This is a genomic window from Mammaliicoccus sp. FSL K6-3158 (assembly GCF_038005105.1).
Lineage (GTDB): Bacteria > Bacillota > Bacilli > Staphylococcales > Staphylococcaceae > Mammaliicoccus > Mammaliicoccus sciuri.
Genome location: NZ_JBBOSL010000001.1, coordinates 2,437,551 through 2,457,415 on the forward strand (window position 1 = coordinate 2,437,551; position 19,865 = coordinate 2,457,415).

A 19,865-nucleotide genomic window follows, 5' to 3' on the forward strand; every position below is an offset into this window, starting at 1 on the left:
GAGCTAACCTTTATATATGTGTTGCAAAGAAATTATTTAAGATGGTTAATTGTTCCGGCACGCTATTTCTTGAAACTTCAGGATGTGACGTAATATGTTTATCTGCTAAGTTGATTTTGTAAATCTTAGATGCATCAATACAATCTGTCTGTTTATAATACAATTCGACATACTCACTACATATCACATATTTCGTATATTCATTACCATCAAAGAACTTAAGAAACATCCTGTTCGGAATCAACGAACTATCATATCGCTTAGCATCTGGCATACAAGTAAAAATAACAAGCAACTTCTTAGGTAGCTCATCATTTAACTACCTACCAGTAGGCTCATGAAGCGCATAGATTACTTTAGGTTTATTACGAGCCGTCGTAACAAACCTCCCCTTATCAAACAAATAAACCATAAATATCCCAACCTTCTACTTAGTATTATGTATTATATCTATCATGTCGTACTAAAAAAGAAATGTTTGTTATTGGGGATATCTTATAAAAAGAATTACAATTTTATAACGTGAAATAAAAAAGGTTAGGACAAAAATGGTGTCCTAACCTTTGAATTATTTTATTTGAAATTTTTAACAATACTATTATAAATTCTTTCATTATTAGATTTATCAATATGTTTAAAGATACTGTCTTTTTCTAATTCTATATTTTTAAATGAATCATTAATAACATAGTCATATATCTGATTTACTAGTTTCTTTTCATCATAGAAGATGTCACCTAAGAAAGTCTCATGAATAGTTCTTAAAATACCTTTTCTAAAGAAATGAAACTTTTTCATTCACAAATGAATATCCAGCATTTAAACTTTTTATATACATATTCTTTGTACATTCAAATTCGCATAACTGATTATTTAACGTTAAATAGATAGTTCCTTTAGTTTTGTTTCTAATCCATAATTTCTTACCATTATAAAAGCAATTGATTTTAATAAATGGCTCGTTAGACTCAAAATTCAATAACTCTTTGTCAATTTCAACTCTTAACCGATTTATACCTATTTTCTTTACGACAGTTGAAACTGTTTTATTTTGAATACGCAATGTAAAGAGATCAATATTAAACATTAAATAGTTCTTATATTTAAATTCAACAACAACTTTATCTGTCTTATCTTTTGTAGATATACAGTCAAATCTCCTTACAAGCATATTTTTTAATCTATATAAAGCACTCATATAGTTACCTTGTTTACCTATAATTTACCCCTTATAATGCCCAAAACTAATCGTGAATACCATTTTTTCTATATTTAAACTTTAGTTACTAAGCAATAAACATACAAGTATATAAAATTTGTTAATAGTTTTTTAAAATAAAAACTTTTTATCAATATTAATAATATTGATAAAAAGTTTACAAATGTCTATATATATTGAAATACTTATCATATTTATATGCATCAAAGTGCTCAGTAGACCTATGTCAAATAACATAAAAAAGTTATAAGCAACACACACTTATAACTGATTATTAATATTCACTTTGATATAATTTATTTACCTATTTTTAAATAAATAATAATTTTATTAAAATATAACTTCCTAGGATCTAACCACAGGTTGATCTTCTTCTAAGACTTATATTGCAAACACAAAGGGAACTCGATTGCCTCTACTAATAACTGCTGAAATATTACTTAATCTATAATTGTAAGCTAATACACTATGTTGATAATGGATATGGCCATTTGTTTGAGTAGTTATAAATAAAGACCATTTTTAGTATTTATTTGAAATCAACATTACACTATCTCTTGTATCAATGAAAACACTATCATTATACTTCTTATTTCAAATTAAACTTTCCTTCAAATTCCTCAATGACGTCGTCCAAATTCTCTACGTTTAATGAGAAGTACAGTTTCATTTTTGGTTCTGTTCCTGATGGTCTGATTGCTATAAATCCTTCTTCAAATATAAACCTAATGAGATCTGTTTGAGGTAAGTCAATAGTTCGTGTTTCTCCACTTTGTATATCACGTGATTCTTTCGTAATATAATTTTCTATAAACAGTGGTGTTAAGTTCTCTATATCGATTGTTTCTAATTGTTTAAAGTCATTCATAATTTGTTGGATTTTATGTCGCCCTTCTGCACCATCAAATGTTGGTGAAAGGGTCCTGTCTTTATAATGACCAAGTTCTTGATAAATATTGTCTAACACATCTTTAAATGTTTGATTGTCTTGTGCCAGTTGTTCTTTATATTTAATCAATAGCGCTGCTGTTTGTATGGCATCTTTATCTCTTGAGAAATCTTCTACTAAATAGCCATGGCTTTCTTCGAAAGCCAGTACAAGATTAGACTCATTATTTTTTAAATTCTTTAATTGTTCCGAGATATATTTAAAGCCCGTTAAGACATTAATGACGCCGATGTTTAATGATTGAGCTAGTTTTTCACTTAATGCACCTGTTACGACAGATTTAATCATATACTTATGAACACCACTTGTTAATTGCGCATATCTTAGTTTAATGAGTAATAGTCCAATCTCATTACCATTAAAATATCTTGTTGTCCCATCTTCATAACATTCAACAATACCGATTCTGTCGGCATCTGGATCGGTTGCGATAATGAGTTGAGCTCGTTCTTTCTCAGCTAATTGTCTACTTAAATCAAACGTATCTGCTTCTTCCGGATTGGCTATACGCACTGTTGGAAAATCACCGTTAGGTGTAGATTGCTTTTCTTCAACAACATAGTTTGTATATGACAAATCTTCAAGCACATCTGACAATAAAGGCAGACTTGTGCCATGTAAACTTGTTAACACTGTTTTTGTTTGCGATGTTTCAAATGAACCGACAAGTTCTTTAACTTCATCCTTATAAGCTTCAGTCGTCTCTTCTTTAAATGGTAGAATCAATCCACGTTCCTGTAATGTTTCCAAGTCATAAGTTTGTATATTTAATGGATCTTCCACTGTGTCTATATAACGACTTAATTCTAATGAAGGCTCTGTTAACAGCTGACCTCCATCAGGACCGTATACTTTAATGCCATTATAGTTCTTAGGATTATGGCTTGCCGTAATCATAATACCCGCTGTTGTTTTTAAGTTTCTCACTGCAAATGACAGTTCTGGTGTCGATTTATAGGTTTCTGGCAAGATTACTTCAATACCATTGGTACCTAATACTTTCGCGATTTCTAACGCAAATTCTTTAGATAAATGACGTGTATCGAAATGAATAAGGATTTTAGGCATATTTGTAATATGAGTTAAATATTTAGCTAAACCTAGCGCAAACTTTTGAATTGTGAATTTATTCAATCTACCTGGTCCTATACCGAAGGTACTTCTAATACCAGCTGTACCAAATGATAAGACATCCGTAAATCCCGCTTCAATCTCTTCTTCTGTTTGAACATTATAAAACTGTTCAACTAAGCTTTCAGATATTCTTTGTTCCCATTGTGCTCTCAAAGTTCTAGCTCCTTTACCTAAATATCTAATGATTGTAGATAACGTATAATTTCGTCACGCATTTCTTGGTCTTTCAATGCATATTCTATCGTCGTCTTCACAAACCCTATTTTTTCACCAACATCATAACGTTGACCTTCAAAGTCATATGCGTATACTTTATCATCTTTATTTAAACGTTCGATGGCATCTGTTAATTGAATCTCTCCGCCACTACCTTCATCTTGATTTTCCAGATAATCAAATATTCTTGGTGATAACACGTATCTACCCATAATCGCTAGATTTGATGGCGCAGTACCTTGTTCTGGTTTTTCCACAAATCGATTAACTTCATATAAACGTTCCACTTGCTCCTTTGGATCAATAATACCATAACGATGTGTTTCTGTTTCAAGCACTGTTTGAACGCCGATAACGGATTTACCTGTCGCTTCATATTGTTCCATTAATTGTTTAATAGCCGGATTATCAGACTCCACAATATCATCACCTAAAAGTACTGCGAAAGGTTCATTTCCAATGAATTGTTTCGCTGTATATATCGCATGCCCTAATCCTTTTTGTTCTTTCTGTCTGACATAGAAAATATTCGCTAATTCTGTTGAATATTGAACTTTATCGAGTAATTCTAGTTTGCCTTTTTCATATAATGTTGTTTCAAGTTCTTTTTGAATGTCGAAATGATCTTCAATCGCACGTTTATGTTTACCCGTCACAATAATAATATCTTCTATGCCAGCACGTGCTGCTTCTTCGACAATATATTGTATCGTCGGTTTATCTAATATTGGTAACATTTCTTTCGGCATAGCTTTTGTAGCAGGTAAAAATCTTGTTCCTAAACCAGCTGCAGGTATAATTGCTTTTTTTATTTTATTCATAATGCTCATCCTATATCTAATTTATTTTTATACAATATTTTTATAATTTCACTATAAAAAGTTTTGTAATAGTCGCTTTCATAATGTGAATATGAAAATCCAAATGGATAATTTTTATCTGATTTATATGGTTTATCTGTTATATCTACCACATTAACTTTAGGATAATGTTGAATAAATAAATTATCCAGTAACTCCCAATAATAATTATTTCTATTAATCAAATGAATCGTTCCAAATTGTTTAACGTCGTTATCTTCATAGTAATATTTTGATAATCTACCTCTATTTAGAATAATCTTATGTTCAGGAATGATTTGAGTGAGCTTATCCATAAATATGTTTAAATTATTCAACCATCTAGAAATAAATGATTCCTCATTACTGAATTTCTCATCGCCCCAGCCTTTTACATATCGACCTAGATTAACATTCTCTTTTATTAAATAATTATAGGTAATGACGGAATCATTTTCTAATGTTAACTGATTTAATGTCGCATCAGGGTATAAATCAATAATAATATATTCTGCACCACTTTCATTTAATTCTTCAAAGAACGATTTCGTTAAATCTGTGTTAATATGTTTAAATTCATTGTCATCTCGATATGTGTCTAGTAATTCTTTAGGTGCATTAATATCACTTATAAGTGACTCAATCGTACTATGAAACTGTGTATAAACACATTCCGTGAGTGCTTTATACTCTGGATTAAAGTAGTCCGACGTATTAAATGCATTACGTGAAAAGCACGTTCCTAATACCGCAACTTTAGTTGCATGCTCACTAACTTTTTTAGTCTTTTTCTTAATATATATGGATAGAGCTTTGCGTCCATTTAAATAAAATTTACCATCAAAGTTATTAGATAATAATATATAATTTTTTGGAATTTTAGAATTTTCACTTATTTCTATAAACTGTGCTGTATTTAAATTAGTACCAAATAGAATGTCAATATTATCACCATTCTTAGCCCAATCTACTAACAATTCATTGTAAGGAACCTTAATTGAAAGTGTTACATCATCCATCTCTTTAATTATGTACGATTTGTAATTAAATGGATTGGCTTCTCTTTCCCTTTTAACGATATATAACTTATGATTTGCATCATAGTGATTCAACTTCAATTCAAAATATTCCTCATTAAAAATTATATAATCAGTCAATATATTCTTTATTTCATCAAATCTCAATATATTTTTAGAATGATTTATAAGTACATTCGCTTTTTTAAAATCATCTTGATATTTATTATAGATCTCTGAAACACTAAGTTCATTGATTAAAGAATTATCATTATCATCTTTATACTCAATTAACAATTTCCAATCTTGCGTCTTCATGCTGTTGTTACAAATCAAATCAACTATTTCACTTATGTCTAAACAGTTATTTAAGTACATTTGTTCTGTATAATACAACGGATTATTATTGATCATTTTTCTAAGTAGATAACGTTTCTTAATATTGGGTTGGTTTATTATATCATCAAACTTTAAAATGCCTTTTTGTTTTTGTGTAATATCAATAATAATTTTATGTTCAATAGCTTGAATTGATATATTATATAGTTCATTTACATCCTCTATCATTTCGTTAAATTGAATGCTTTCATTTATTGGAATTTCGATACTTCTGTCTTCACTAATATTTGAACCAAAATTGAGGTTTAAGTTAATTTTAATGAATCCATTCTCATGACTAAGATTCAACGGAAATTTTTTTGAAAATATTCCAATTTTATCTCTATATTTATAATCTATTTGACTTTGAACTAACTTTTCAGATATATATATATTATTTTGCGAACAACTAATTTTAGTATCCATAGTTACCACCTTTAAAGGTTCTTAATATTTTCAACAATTCTTTCCCTTATATTTGTTTTAACTTCAAATAACTTTTCATACGAATCTAAATATTTAGGTAACAAATCAAAGTTATTACTTTCTATTTCTTGTAATGAATCCAACATTTCTTCTAGGTTCACAACGATAGTTCCTATATCTGAATATTCAATTTGTTTAGACGGAACATGGTGGGATGCATACTTGTTATATTGATAAAAGATAACATTCTTCTTTTGGAATAAGAAGTCTACCGCAACAGATGAGAAATCTGTTAAAAGAAAGAGACTATTTGCGATAAGGTCAGGTATTTCAACTTCTGTCGTACTCACATATTTAATGAGTTTATTATTATTAACAAAATGTCCAGCAAATTTTTCGAATTGTGGGTGCATTAAAACGTACATTTTTAATCTATTTTTTAGTAAATAATTATGTACCTCTGTATTATTTACTAATTCATGAATTTTCTTGAAATATTCTGTTTCTATAAACTGCGCTTCACTTAAATTCTGCAACCCTCTTTGCCAAGTAGGCATAAATAGTATTTGATTCGTCTTTCTAGAATTGATGAGTAAATTATCATGGCGAGCCATACCTGTTATTAATATTTCTTCATCTTTGAAACCGAGTGTGTCTTTAATTATTGCTTTTTCATATATACTATTGGCTGTAATATAGTCTGTTCTATATTGATGTTTACTTAAATATGGTGAAATATTATGGATGATCATACCATGTTGAATGGAGATGATTTTTTTCTTATTTAACTCATTTGCATATATTTCTTTATATTGTTCTGCATTAAATGGCGCCATCGTTTCTTCAAATGTAAATGATGTCACAAATTTATCTGCAAGTAACATAAATAATTTATGTTTAAACGAACCAAAATAAACAATATTGCCGTATTTTTTTAATTTTTTTATTGGTTCATTAGCATTTTTTTCGATTAAATAGTACGGTTTAACCTTTTGGTCATTCTCCATTAAATATTTAAATAAATAAAATGTATTATCCGATGCACTATTTCTTCTTTCACTTAGTAACCAAATTTGTTGTTTATTAAATAGCTTTAATAAACTTGATATTTTTTTGAGGATACCTTTCTCTACTTTATAATAACTAGATTTTAAGTTAATCCTTGTATCTCGTAATTTTTGTGTTTTTTTCCACGCTTTGGTATCCCTTATATTAATCTCTTCACCGTTAAATTCATTACTATATTTTTCATTACTATTATACCAATATCTTCTACTTCGATATAAGGTTAGAGCTTGTAATGCTTCATCAAAATATGATTTCATTGTTAGTGAATAAAATAAATATAAAGGTGTATTTTCTTTCGATCTTAATAAATAAAATCCACTAAATCTTTCTTTGATTTTTTGTAATAATTCGAATTTAACGCTTTTTTTTACTAATTTTTCAAATACTCTATTATCAATAATAAAATCTAGAAATTTTATTATTTCACTATCATCTTGAAATACTTTAGTTAATTCTGAATAATTTGTATACATTAACATGCAGTTTAAAAGATCAATTAAATCTTCTTTATACCAGTTGTTTCTTAAATCTCTACCAATATAATTTGATTCAACAAGTAACATATTATTATTTAAAGTATTTTTCTTAGCAGTGAAGAATATTTCTAGTAGATTATGTGAATTAAGCAAATGAGTATCAACAATACTAGTGGAAAACAAATCTCTATAATTTTTTGAATCATATTTATAATTTGTCATATTTTTTACATCTCTTAATGTAAATTGTGCAATTTGTTTTTGTTCAACTTCCATTTTTTTTATAGTATTTATCAGAATATCTTTGTCGCAATTAAAATTTGGATTATTAAATTGTATATAGTCAAATTTCTTTATATCTATATTAAAGCTTTGATTTTTAGCAAAATCTATGACTATTGTTTCTTCATAAGTTTTATCATTAATGTGTCTATTAAATGAATCGATATTTTTATTCTTAAGATCAAATAAAACTTGTAATACCTTCATAATTAATACCCCTATTTTATAATTTTTAATTTATTCAGAGCTTTAAACACTAAATAACTTTTACTTTTCTTAAATTGCTTGAATTCTCTATATTTTTTTTCAATTTCAATCCCTTGATAAAAGTATTTTCTACGGGCATTTAATAGTGCAGAATATGATATCGCTAATTCAAAGTCTTTGTTACTGATTAATTTAATAATCGGTTCTTCATTGTTTAAGTACATCTTTACAATATTTTCATCATAACTTTTAACAATTTCATATATAGAATATAAAATATTCATTTTTTTTATATTACTTAATGAATCAAATTCATCATCTACAATTTTCCAAAATATAGATCTAAGCACATTGATTTTAAAGAATTCTATTGCTTCAGAATCATAATGCTTTTTACAATCATAGTAAGCTTTTATATCGTTGTATATTGAGCTTTCAACTTCTTGATGTGTTAATGATTTATTTTCACCTGTATCTCTATTTCTATATTTATATATAACATATGGAATATATGAAAAAGAAGAAGCTGTAGTGTACAGTAATGTATCTACAATTTTATCTTCTCCATTTCTCATACCTTCTATAAAACTAATTTCATTATTGATATAAAATGATTTACGAATCAACTTTAATACAACACCTACTTTTACTTGCGCAAAAAATGGTGTCTCTTTTAAGCTTGTTGATTTATACGTTTTATTAAGCTTATATTCTCTGAAAGTTGTATGTTCAAACTGACTACCATCCTCATTAAAAGAAATCATTTTTCCCATGGAAAAATCATCGCTTTCATCCATAAATTCCAATAGTGTCTCATATGCAAACTCATCTAATATGTCATCAGGGTCCATAAAATGAATAAACTCTCCAGTAGATAATTCTACACCTATATTTCTTGGTTTACCTGGCGATCCTTCATTTTCAGGTAAACGATAATAAACAAAATTTGTGAATTTATTTTTAAATTCATTGATTTTTTCTGGTGTGTTATCAGTAGAACAATCATCTACTAAAATTACTTCTAAATTTTCTTCACCTATACTTTGTTCTAATAATGAATTCAAACATGCTTGTATATAACCCTCTACATTATATACAGGTAATATCACAGAAATTTTCATTATTTTTCTCCTTTTAAATAAATTTACGCAATAACCTCTTATATAAGGATTCGCTTTTAATCCATATTTCATTGTCATTTCTTAAATCTTTTACTTTTACTTTAAACCCAAATAAAATCAATCTTCTCGGTATTTTAGCTTCAAAATTGTTTAGTGAAAGATCATTTACTTTTTTCCCGAATATTGTTACATCTCTTCTACGCTTTGATATTACTTTTGTCTGAATCTTATTTCTAAAATATATAGTTATCTCTGAACTATCATCTGAAACACCTATATCATCTGATAAAGAAAATAATATTTTTTTATTTTTATAATGATGGATAAGTAATCTAATATGATTATTTCTTAAATGATATGGATATACTTCTCCTTTCAAATGATATAAAAACACCTTATATCGTGTTGGACATTTTAACTGATCAATAATTTTAATATCTATATTTTCAAATAGCTTCTTAGAAATATCAATAAAATCTTTTGATAAATTATTCTTCATTTTATTAATAAACTTTTGATTATGTTCTAATATATACTCCAAATAATGCAATGTAATTAAATATTGTATATAGTCAATAACTTTTCCATATTTAGATATAGACCTTGTTATTAAAGGTAAATAATTTGTATTGATATGATTGGTATATCTCGCATCAGAATACCAAGCTATTTGGCTTAAAGAATTAGTATTATTTCTGTCATAATAATAATTACTATTATGTAATAGACCATAATACCTTTGATCTAAAATAATTGTATTAATTAGTGCAGCATCTTCCCAGAAAGATATCGATTCATTGAATTTATATTCAGGATTGTTAAATAATGACGTTCTGAATACTACTCCACCAATATGAAAATGAATGTCATGATAGTCTTCGATAATATCTACATATTCCTTAATATTATTAAATCGATAATTTAGTGTATGACTATATGTACTTTCGCTTTTACATATTAGAATTGGTGAGACGGCAATATTTATATTTTTATAGTTTTCAAAAAAACTTTTAGCTTCTGATATAAAATTTCCACTTATCATGTCAGAATCATCAACAAATGTGATGTATTCAGAGTACTTACTGACGTGCTTTAAACCTACATTTCTTGCTTTACTCACACCTTGATTTTCTTGATTGATAATGGTTATATTATTAACATTTTTATATTTATTTAAAATATTAAATGTATCATCTTGACTTCCATCATTTACAATGACAATTTCAAATAACTCATTACTACAATTTTTTATAATTCCATTTATTGTAGCATTTATTGTGTTTTCTGCATTGTATACAGTTATTATTATTGAAATCATTATTTTCCCGCCCTAAATCATTATTAAAGATTGATAGAAATTCAGATTAAGTTATAAATGAATTATTAATAAAATCAAATCGAACACTTTTTAAAATATAACCATGATACTATTTCTTCTAATATCAATCAAAAGCTTTTCTAATTGTATTTACTTTTGATTAGTAATTTCATTTTCACCTTGCCAAACTGACTCTTCATATGCATAAACTGCTTCTTGATAATTGTGACTTCGTGGTAATATTCCTTTTTCGATTGCTTCATTATATGCGTTCATCTTTGTTTGCTCATCTTGTTTGCTATATATAATCTTAGCTAAATCTTCCTTATTTTTTATGTTATATGCTTTTACTTCTTTCTTATCAGAATCCTCTTTTTTCTTAACTACTTTTTCTGTATTTTCTTTTTTAGTATCTTTAATATCTGTTGAGTCATTTCCTGTTGTCATCATTAAGATTGCAGACATAACTGTGAGAAAAAAAATAATTACTATAAGAATTAAATTTTTCATATTTTCCCTCTTCCCTATGTAACTATCATCATTATTATTAAACTACAAATTATTACATTTGTAAATTTGATTTTTACAATTTTAATTTTAATTTTACATTTCAACATTATTAAATCTATTACCCTAAACATTTTAACTATATTGCAAGTATATTTATTACCGATCTACTTCCACCAAATTTAATTGCACACAAAAAAGCAACCTTTCGTTTACTGAAAGGTTGCTTTTCGCTATTCTTCTTATTTCAAATTAAAATTCCCTTCGAACTCTTCAATCACATCATCCAATTCCTCAACGTCTAATGAGAAATACAGTTTCATTTTTGGTTCTGTTCCTGATGGTCTAACTGCTATAAATCCTTCTTCAAATATAAATTTGATAAGATCTGTTTGAGGCAACTGAATAGTGCTTGTCTCACCACTTTGTATATCATGAGATTCTTGTGTGATGTAGTTTTCTATATACAATGGTGTTAAATTGTCTAACTCAATTGTGTCTAACTGTTTAAAGTCATTCATAATTTGTTGGATTTTTTCTCGTCCTTCTGCACCTTCAAATGTTGGTGAGAGTGTCTTATCTTTATACTGACCTAGTTCTTGATAAATATTGTCTAAAACATCTTTGAAAGTCTGATTATCTTGTGACAGTTGTTCTTTATATTTAATCAATAGTGCTGCTGTTTGTATCGCATCTTTATCTCTTGAGAAGTCTTCTACTAAATAGCCATGGCTTTCTTCGAAAGCTATAACTAGTTGTGATTGTTTTTCTTCTAATTGCTTTAATTGTTCTGAGATGTATTTGAAACCTGTTAACACATTAATTACTTCAATGTTCAATGATTGTGCTAATTTTTCACTTAAAGCACCTGTTACAACAGATTTAATCATGTATTTATGTGCATCGCTTGTTAATTGCGCATGTCTTAGTTTAATGAGTAATAGTCCAATCTCATTACCATTGAAATATCTTGTTGATCCGTCTTGATACCTTTCAACAATACCGATTCTGTCGGCATCTGGATCAGTTGCGATAATGAGTTGCGCCTGTTCTTTCTCAGCTAATTGTTTACTTAAATCAAACGTATCTGCTTCTTCCGGATTGGCTATACGCACTGTTGGAAAATCACCGTTAGGTGTAGATTGTTTTTCTTCAACAACATAGTTTGTATATGACAAATCTTCAAGCACGTCAGACAATAAAGGCAGACTTGTGCCATGTAAACTTGTTAATATTGTTTTTGTTTCAGCTGATTCAAATGAACCAACAAGATTTTTAACCGCTGCTTTATAAGCTTTAGTTGTTTCATCTTTAAATGGTAAGATCAGTTTACATTCTTGTAACGCTTTAAAGTCGTCTGTTTGTATATTTAATGGGTCTTCTACTGTATCAATATAACGGCTTAATTCTAATGAAGGCTCTGTTAATAACTGGCCACCATCTGAACCATATACTTTGATTCCATTATAATTCTTAGGGTTATGGCTTGCCGTAATCATAATACCCGCAGTTGTTTTCAAGTGTCGTACTGCGAATGATAGTTCTGGTGTTGATTTGTACGTTTCTGGCAAAATAACTTCAATACCATTGGTACCTAATACTTTCGCGATTTCTATCGCAAATTCTTGAGATAAATGACGTGTATCAAAATGAATAACGATTTTAGGCGTATTTGAAATATGCGTTAAATATTTAGCTAAACCTAGCGCAAACTTTTGAATCGTGAATTTATTCAATCTACCTGGTCCTATACCGAAGGTACTTCTAATACCAGCTGTTCCAAATGATAAGACATCTGTAAATCCAGTTGCTACTTCTTCTTCTGTTTGAACGTTATGAAACTGTTCAACTAAACTTTCAGATATTCTTTGTTCCCATTGTGCTCTCAAAGTTCTAGCTCCTTTACTTAAATATCTAATGTTTGAATATAGCGTTTAATTTCATCACGCATTTCTTCATCTTTCAATGCGTACTCTATCGTCGTCTTCACAAATCCAATTTTTTCTCCGACATCATAGCGTTGTCCTTCAAAATCATACGCATAAACTTTATCATCTTTATTTAAACGTTCGATCGCATCTGTTAATTGAATTTCTCCGCCACTACCTTCGGTTTGATTCTCAAGATAATCAAAGATTTGAGGAGATAAAACGTATCTACCCATAATCGCTAGATTAGATGGCGCAGTTCCTTGTTCTGGTTTCTCCACAAAACGATTCACTTCGTATAAACGATCATCTTGTGAATTCGGGTCAATGATGCCATAACGATGTGTTTCTAATTCAGGTACCGTTTGTACACCAATTACTGATTTGCCTGTTGCTTCGTATTGTTCCATTAATTGTTTAATAGCTGGATTATCCGATTCAACAATGTCATCACCTAATAATACTGCGAAAGGTTCATTTCCAATAAATTGCTTCGCTGTGTGAATCGCATGGCCTAATCCTTTTTGTTCTTTTTGTCTGACATAGAAAATATTCGCTAATTCTGTTGAATATTGAACTTTATCAAGTAATTCAAGTTTGCCTTTTTCATACAATGTTGTTTCAAGTTCCTTTTGAATATCAAAATGATCTTCAATCGCGCGTTTATGTTTACCAGTTACAATGATAATATCTTCAATTCCAGCACGTGACGCTTCTTCTACGATGTATTGAATTGTTGGTTTATCTAATATTGGTAACATTTCTTTAGGCATTGCTTTTGTAGCAGGTAAAAATCTTGTTCCTAAGCCAGCGGCAGGAATAATTGCTTTTTTTATTTTAGTCATAATAATCTCCTTTACTTAAATACATTTATAAATTCTTGTTTAGATTTTTCTTTATAGTAATTGAAATCAAATTCTTCAAACGATTTATTTCCTTCTAGATGTATCATAAGTCCATCTACAAGACCTTCCACACTGTTTTCTGTAATTATCGCTTGATTTTCATTTAAATATTCAGTTGTTTCTTTTAAATTCACTGTTATTACATCAGTATTTAAAGCTAAAGCTTCATATACTACTAACCCTAAACCTTCATAATTTGAAGATAGAACGAAAGCATCCACATGATCTAATAAAGGATATGGGTTGTTTATGCCACCTAGAATTACAATATTTTCCTTTGCAACTGAATCTCGAACCCATTGAATTGTTTGAGATTTTAAAGGTCCATGTGGACATACCATAATTAAAAATACATTTGGATTTTCAATATAGACCTTTTCAAATGCAGCTATTAACTTATCGTGGCCTTTTTGATAATCATATCTTCCAATATTCATGTATACTTTAATTTCTGGATTATACAAGGCATCGAGCATTCTACATTTTGAAACCCTCATCTGATTATATAATTCCACAGAATTAACAATAGGATCCTTCTCATTTAAATTAAAGTATTCATCGATTACATCTTGGTTATTCACAAATAAATGTTTGAACGTTTCTGTTAACTCTCTATCTTTTAAGAAATCTTCATAAAGTCCAGTAATAGAGTTTACAATACTTTTTTCTATTTTATCTTTTTGAGTTACTAATGTTGATTTTGAATGTTCTTCTTTAGTTTCCAATTGCTTTATAGACTCAGTTATATTTTCCGTCAATACTGTTTGTTCTGGATAATCCTGTATTATTTTATCATCTAGCTGTTCTTGATCTAAATTTGCAAAATCCAAATACATATTTTCATTATAAGCATAATCAACATGAACATTATCAATCGATTCTAATAAATTTTCTTTTGCTAGTTTTCTTGTTCTTTGTTCTCCTAGGAAATTATTTACAGTGACTATTTTATTAGAAACTTGTGGTAAATGATTGATAAGATTTGCTTTTAAATTTCTATGAACAAGTACGATTTTATTGGCTTTTTCATATGCACCATAGATAATTTTTTTACTAAAATTCTTTTTAGCTTCGTACTCAGCAAACATATCAGTATGCACCCAGATAGCAGTATTTGTATCAATATGTCGCATCATTTCAGCACTTTTTCTTTCAAAGCCAGTATAATGAATAAACCAATCTATTTTTAAATCACCAAATAGTCTACTAAATTCTTCTTTGAAAATTCTGCTTAAATCTTTTTCCATACCTTTAATTTTGAATTTTTCGTTCCATAAATATCTTTTCATCAGCAATCTATCTTTAATACTACCGTTTATTTCTCCAACTGTTGGATAAAAATGAACGTTTTCAGGTAAATCTAACAAGCGATAATAATGTTCTTTTTTTACCTTATCTTTTTCAAAGAAACAAATATAATTTTTTTCTGTAGTATCAATATTTTCTAATGTGTTGATTAAAGCAGTCGTAATACCATTACTCCAAAATCCTCCACTAACAATTACTACTGTTTCTTTACCATTATGAAGATTATGTTCTTCAATCGTTAAATCATCTTTATCTAAAAACATATGATTAATAATGATTTTAGGCGCATCTATCTTGTCATACTTATTATATTCATTTTTAAATTCTTGATAATCGATTTGTTGCGGAATTTGTTCAACTTGCTTTAACAATCCTTCTAAGCTGTTTGATTGTATAAATGGGTATAATGATAAATCGTCATATAAACCTCTATTTTCTTTATAATCTTTATAATCATAAGTATAAAGTATAACTGGTTTACCTAAATTCACGTAATCGTACATTACTGATGAATAGTCTGTGATAAGACAATCAGTGACAGCTAGAAATTCATATGTCTCAATGTTAGACGGGAATGGTTTAACTTTCTCGTATGAATCTGGAATAATAGTTTTTTCAAATGGATGAAGTTTTACGTATAGCACTGTATTTTCATCTAAATTTTCTTCAAAATATGTAATTAACTTTGTAACATGTTGAGAATTCTGTACACTACCAATATTCCCTCTCCATGTAGGCATATATGCTAGCATTTTTTTATTATTTAAATTGAAATCATTTCTATTCTGATTTCTTTTCTCTTCATCAAAAAAGACACTATTTCTTGGAGAAGGACCAACTATAAATTTACCGTTATAGACATTGTTTAAATGATGTGTCCTTGCCAATATTTCCATTGTTTTTTGATTATTAACATATATTCTATCAGCCATATAGAAATTTCTCTGCACATTAGCAATATCTACTACTTTAGGAATATCTTTCCCCATATGTTTTAAAGGCGTTCCATGCCAAATGATATAATATTTCTGACCTTCTCTCTTATTAAAGAACGGATAAAATGTCGTATCATTTATTAAATATTCACAAGTAGCCATTAATTCGTAGTATTGATTGGACATATGTTTTACAAAATTAATTCTCTTTAATTCTGACTTATCAAATAATAACTCAATATCTTCAGTATCTTTTAAGGAAACATAAATTTTAAAATTAAGTTTACTATTATTTAACAACTCTTTTATCATGTAATAAATATGGCCACCATATGTATCTCCATGCACCGCTTCAAAAAGAATATTTCCTTTTTTAATTTTTTTATTACGTCTTGCATTTACATATATTAACTTACCTTTATTTTTTTTATAATTATTATACTTCTTTAAAACTCTTTTTTTCATTTTTTCCTCTTCTTTCTAATAAATTGTTATCTATTATAATTTTAGGAAATTCAGTCAAACAAGATCAACATAATCAATCGTCTGTTGATTATTCTATTCCTCTTTATACTCACCATTTTTAATTTCCAAATAATCTTGAACTATATTTTGTATTTTAATTAATATGTATATTAAAACCGTTGCAATACTCATAAATTTGAAAAATAACTTCATATTCCAGTCCCCTTATCCAATATTTCTTTATTTATAATTTTGTAAAATATCAAGTGAATATTATGAAATATTCACTACTATTTCTATTTATAAAACAACATAATACTAAAAGTGTTTTCAGAAATAGGGAAAATAATACATTTTACATACTTTAATTATATCATTAAAATTCAAAAGAAAAAGATAATTATTTAAGATTGCAAAATTAAAAATCGCTCTACTCAATCAATTAATAATATACATTTGTTTATTTGTATTTATTGAATATTATAATTAAATAAATATAAAACACCTTTAAAATAATATGAAATTAACTAAATTAACTGGTCATAAATGAATGATGTGTTACATGTTTTAAAATTATTATAAAATTTTCCCATCCATCACTTCTCCTGTATCATCTTATTATGCGTCACGCGGTTGTCAAAATTCTTAGCGATATTAATCTTATAATCTGTATGTTTGTCATAATCCGTTCCATACACGCAAGCATACAAGATATCCATCAAGAAACTGATGGAATCTCGTGTTGTGAAGTTACTGATTTTGGAATACAACTTTTCTCTTGTTGAAATGCGTAATATACTGTCTGCGTATTTGGTTACTGTATTTTCACCAATGCTTGTCAGTCCGATAATTGGAATATGCTTTTTCTTTAACATCGGTAATAATTTCAAGATGCTTTGATTTTCACCACTATATGAAATGAAGATGGCACATGTATGTTTCGACGACTTTTCTATTTCAAAATGGGGTTCGAGTGCGCAGAGCTTAACGGTCTTGCCAATTTGATTCATTCTCATTTCAAAGTCTTCACATATCATTAAATTATGATACAGTCCAAAGATTTTGATGGTTTCCGCTTCGTTTAAATACGCGACTGCTTTATCCAATTCTTGATGATCTATTAAATGCACGGTGTCGTCTATCGTTGTTTGATTGAGTCGTGCTAATTTATGGCTAATGGACATGTTATTATCTGATGCATCAAATGGGAAGTTTGCGTCTATTGATTCATAATGTCTGTTTAAGTATTCTACTTCTTCTAAATAATGATCCTTTAACTCTAACCAACCGTCATATCCTAACTTTTTAGCTATGCGAATACCAGTAGAAGGATGTGTATATGTTTCTTTAGATATTTGATTTAACGTCTTGGACTTAATCTTCTCTCTTTCTTCAAACAAATATTGAATGATACTTTGTTCTGCTTGCGAAAATATATCTTCTTTCATTCTTTCTGTTAAAAGCATATAAATATCTCCTTTTGTAAAAAGTCATTACAAAAATCCCATTTATTTTCAGGAAATTTGTAAATGTCATTTGATAATGCCCGATTTGCCTTTTTAATGATTACTTCTATTTTATACTTAACGTGCATAAGAAAGAAAATATTAGGAGGTCATTATAATGGAAAAAGGGATAAAAATTGTAACTATCGGTGGCGGCAGCAGTTATACGCCTGAATTGATGGAAGGTTTTATTAAACGTTATGAATCTTTACCTTTAAGTGAAATTTGGTTGGTAGACATTCCTGAAGGTAAAGAGAAATTAGAAACTGTCGGCAAAATGGCGCAAAGAATGTGGGATGCTTCTCCATATGATGTCACAGTAAATTTATCATTAGATAGACGTGAAGCTTTAAAAGATGCTGATTTCGTTACGACTCAATTTAGAGTGGGTTTATTAGATGCTAGAATTAAAGATGAACGCATTCCTTTATCGCATGGCTTCTTAGGTCAAGAAACGAATGGTCCAGGTGGTATTTTCAAAGCGTTAAGAACAATTCCTGTCTTATTAGATATTGTCGAAGATATGAAAGAACTTTGTCCAAATGCATGGTTAATTAACTTTACAAATCCAAGTGGCATGGTTACAGATGCTATCGTACGATACGGCAAATGGGAAAAAGTACTTGGTCTATGTAATGTACCTGTGAATAGTTTGATTAATGAGCCGGAAATGCTGAATGTTGGTGATGGAGAACTTACGCATCACTTTGCAGGGTTAAACCATTTTCACTGGCATCGAGTTAAAGACGCAAATGGTCATGACGTGACTGATCAATTAAATAAACAATTAGTTGAAGATGCATCATCGTTACCTTCTAATATCTTTGATGTACCATTTTTCGAAGAACAATTACAACACATGCAGCTCATTCCATGTGGTTACCATAGATATTACTACCGTGCAGAAGAAATGCTTGAACATGCACTTAAAGAATACAATGATCCAGAAATCGGTACGCGTGCTGAACAAGTTAGACAAACGGAAAAAGAATTATTTGAACTCTATAAAGATGAACATCTCGATCATAAACCAGAACAATTAAGCGAGCGTGGCGGCACACATTATTCAGATGTCGCATGTGAGACAATTGCATCTATCGCTTCAAATAAAAATACACATGTAGTTGTATCTACTGTTAATAAAGGTGCAGTACCAGACTTAGCACCTGATGATGTTGTAGAAGTGTCAGCATATATCAACGCGACAGGTGCACAACCAATCGCATTCGGTTCCCTACATCCAGCAGAACGCGGATGGTTACAAGTAATGAAGAATATGGAATTATGTGTAGAAGAAGCAGCCGTTACAGGAGATTACGGATTACTATTACAAGCATTTATTATCAACCCATTAATTCAAAGTGGTGAATCTGCGAAACAAGTGATGAATGAATTACTCATTGCTCATAAAGCATACTTACCACAATTTGCAGCAACAATCGCTCAATTAGAAGCACAAGGTGTCACAATTAAAGATGACAAAGCAAGAGCATTGAGCGCTGAAGCAACATTGAAGGAAGTGTAAGTAAGAGTATAGGAGTCTTGGATGAAGCGTGAGGCAGAATGATGTCTCACGTTTTTTTGTGTATGTGTGTGAGTGTGAATGTCGTGCGCTAACGATCTTGTTTGCGATTCTTGAACGTTAGAATTTCTAACAATCTTG

At 28.9% G+C, this 19,865-nt stretch carries 15 protein-coding genes; 1 reads left to right on the forward strand and 14 read right to left on the reverse strand.

Annotated elements, in window-relative coordinates:
• Positions 1 to 10: 10 nt before the first annotated feature.
• The 14 genes from MHH94_RS12370 to MHH94_RS12435 all read right to left on the reverse strand — a co-directional run bounded on the left by MHH94_RS12370 (position 11) and on the right by MHH94_RS12435 (position 18,163).
• Positions 11 to 295 carry a hypothetical protein gene (locus tag MHH94_RS12370; protein ID WP_340841292.1) on the reverse strand — a complete coding sequence of 95 codons (285 nt, stop codon included), beginning with the start codon at positions 293 to 295 and terminating at the stop codon, positions 11 to 13.
• Between the two features lie 278 nt (positions 296 to 573).
• Entirely contained in the window at positions 574 to 798 is a 225-nt protein-coding gene (locus tag MHH94_RS12375; RefSeq protein WP_325888123.1) for a hypothetical protein, read from the reverse strand.
• Complete coding sequence (locus tag MHH94_RS12380) at positions 776 to 1,198, reverse strand: hypothetical protein (protein WP_058591814.1); 423 nt, start codon at positions 1,196 to 1,198, stop codon at positions 776 to 778. The genes MHH94_RS12375 and MHH94_RS12380 overlap by 23 nt, the downstream gene beginning before the upstream one ends.
• Before the next feature lie 610 nt (positions 1,199 to 1,808).
• Positions 1,809 to 3,455, reverse strand: a complete 1,647-nt coding sequence (locus tag MHH94_RS12385) for a phospho-sugar mutase (RefSeq protein WP_340841295.1) — start codon at positions 3,453 to 3,455, stop codon at positions 1,809 to 1,811.
• A 17-nt stretch (positions 3,456 to 3,472) separates the two neighbouring features.
• Positions 3,473 to 4,339, reverse strand: a complete 867-nt coding sequence (gene galU / locus MHH94_RS12390) for a UTP--glucose-1-phosphate uridylyltransferase GalU (RefSeq protein WP_340841296.1) — start codon at positions 4,337 to 4,339, stop codon at positions 3,473 to 3,475.
• Positions 4,340 to 4,344: 5 nt separating this feature from the next.
• Positions 4,345 to 6,177, reverse strand: a complete 1,833-nt coding sequence (locus tag MHH94_RS12395) for a DUF6270 domain-containing protein (protein ID WP_058591811.1) — start codon at positions 6,175 to 6,177, stop codon at positions 4,345 to 4,347.
• A gap of 11 nt (positions 6,178 to 6,188) precedes the next feature.
• Positions 6,189 to 8,210, reverse strand: coding sequence for a CDP-glycerol glycerophosphotransferase family protein (locus MHH94_RS12400; RefSeq protein ID WP_325882242.1), 2,022 nt, complete (start codon positions 8,208 to 8,210; stop codon positions 6,189 to 6,191).
• A gap of 11 nt (positions 8,211 to 8,221) precedes the next feature.
• Positions 8,222 to 9,331 carry a glycosyltransferase family 2 protein gene (locus MHH94_RS12405; protein WP_058591809.1) on the reverse strand — a complete coding sequence of 370 codons (1,110 nt, stop codon included), beginning with the start codon at positions 9,329 to 9,331 and terminating at the stop codon, positions 8,222 to 8,224.
• A gap of 13 nt (positions 9,332 to 9,344) precedes the next feature.
• Entirely contained in the window at positions 9,345 to 10,649 is a 1,305-nt protein-coding gene (locus tag MHH94_RS12410; RefSeq protein WP_325888122.1) for a glycosyltransferase family 2 protein, read from the reverse strand.
• A gap of 150 nt (positions 10,650 to 10,799) precedes the next feature.
• On the reverse strand, positions 10,800 to 11,159 hold the full coding sequence (locus MHH94_RS12415; RefSeq protein ID WP_340841300.1) for a hypothetical protein: 360 nt from the start codon (positions 11,157 to 11,159) through the stop codon (positions 10,800 to 10,802).
• Positions 11,160 to 11,398: 239 nt separating this feature from the next.
• Positions 11,399 to 13,045: a phospho-sugar mutase gene (locus tag MHH94_RS12420; protein ID WP_340841302.1), complete on the reverse strand. Its 1,647-nt coding sequence runs from the start codon at positions 13,043 to 13,045 to the stop codon at positions 11,399 to 11,401.
• 17 nt (positions 13,046 to 13,062) lie between these two features.
• A complete protein-coding gene (gene galU / locus MHH94_RS12425) occupies positions 13,063 to 13,929 on the reverse strand; it encodes a UTP--glucose-1-phosphate uridylyltransferase GalU (protein WP_340841304.1) in 867 nt (288 codons plus the stop codon).
• Between the two features lie 11 nt (positions 13,930 to 13,940).
• The gene (locus MHH94_RS12430) at positions 13,941 to 16,697 is read right to left on the reverse strand and encodes a CDP-glycerol glycerophosphotransferase family protein (RefSeq protein ID WP_340841306.1); all 2,757 of its coding nucleotides are present in this window, start codon (positions 16,695 to 16,697) and stop codon (positions 13,941 to 13,943) included.
• A gap of 596 nt (positions 16,698 to 17,293) precedes the next feature.
• A complete protein-coding gene (locus tag MHH94_RS12435; protein ID WP_232156757.1) occupies positions 17,294 to 18,163 on the reverse strand; it encodes a MurR/RpiR family transcriptional regulator in 870 nt (289 codons plus the stop codon).
• Between the two features lie 157 nt (positions 18,164 to 18,320).
• Between MHH94_RS12435 and MHH94_RS12440 the strand changes: the two genes are divergently transcribed.
• Positions 18,321 to 19,727 carry a 6-phospho-beta-glucosidase gene (locus MHH94_RS12440; RefSeq protein WP_252572152.1) on the forward strand — a complete coding sequence of 469 codons (1,407 nt, stop codon included), beginning with the start codon at positions 18,321 to 18,323 and terminating at the stop codon, positions 19,725 to 19,727.
• Positions 19,728 to 19,865: the final 138 nt, after the last annotated feature.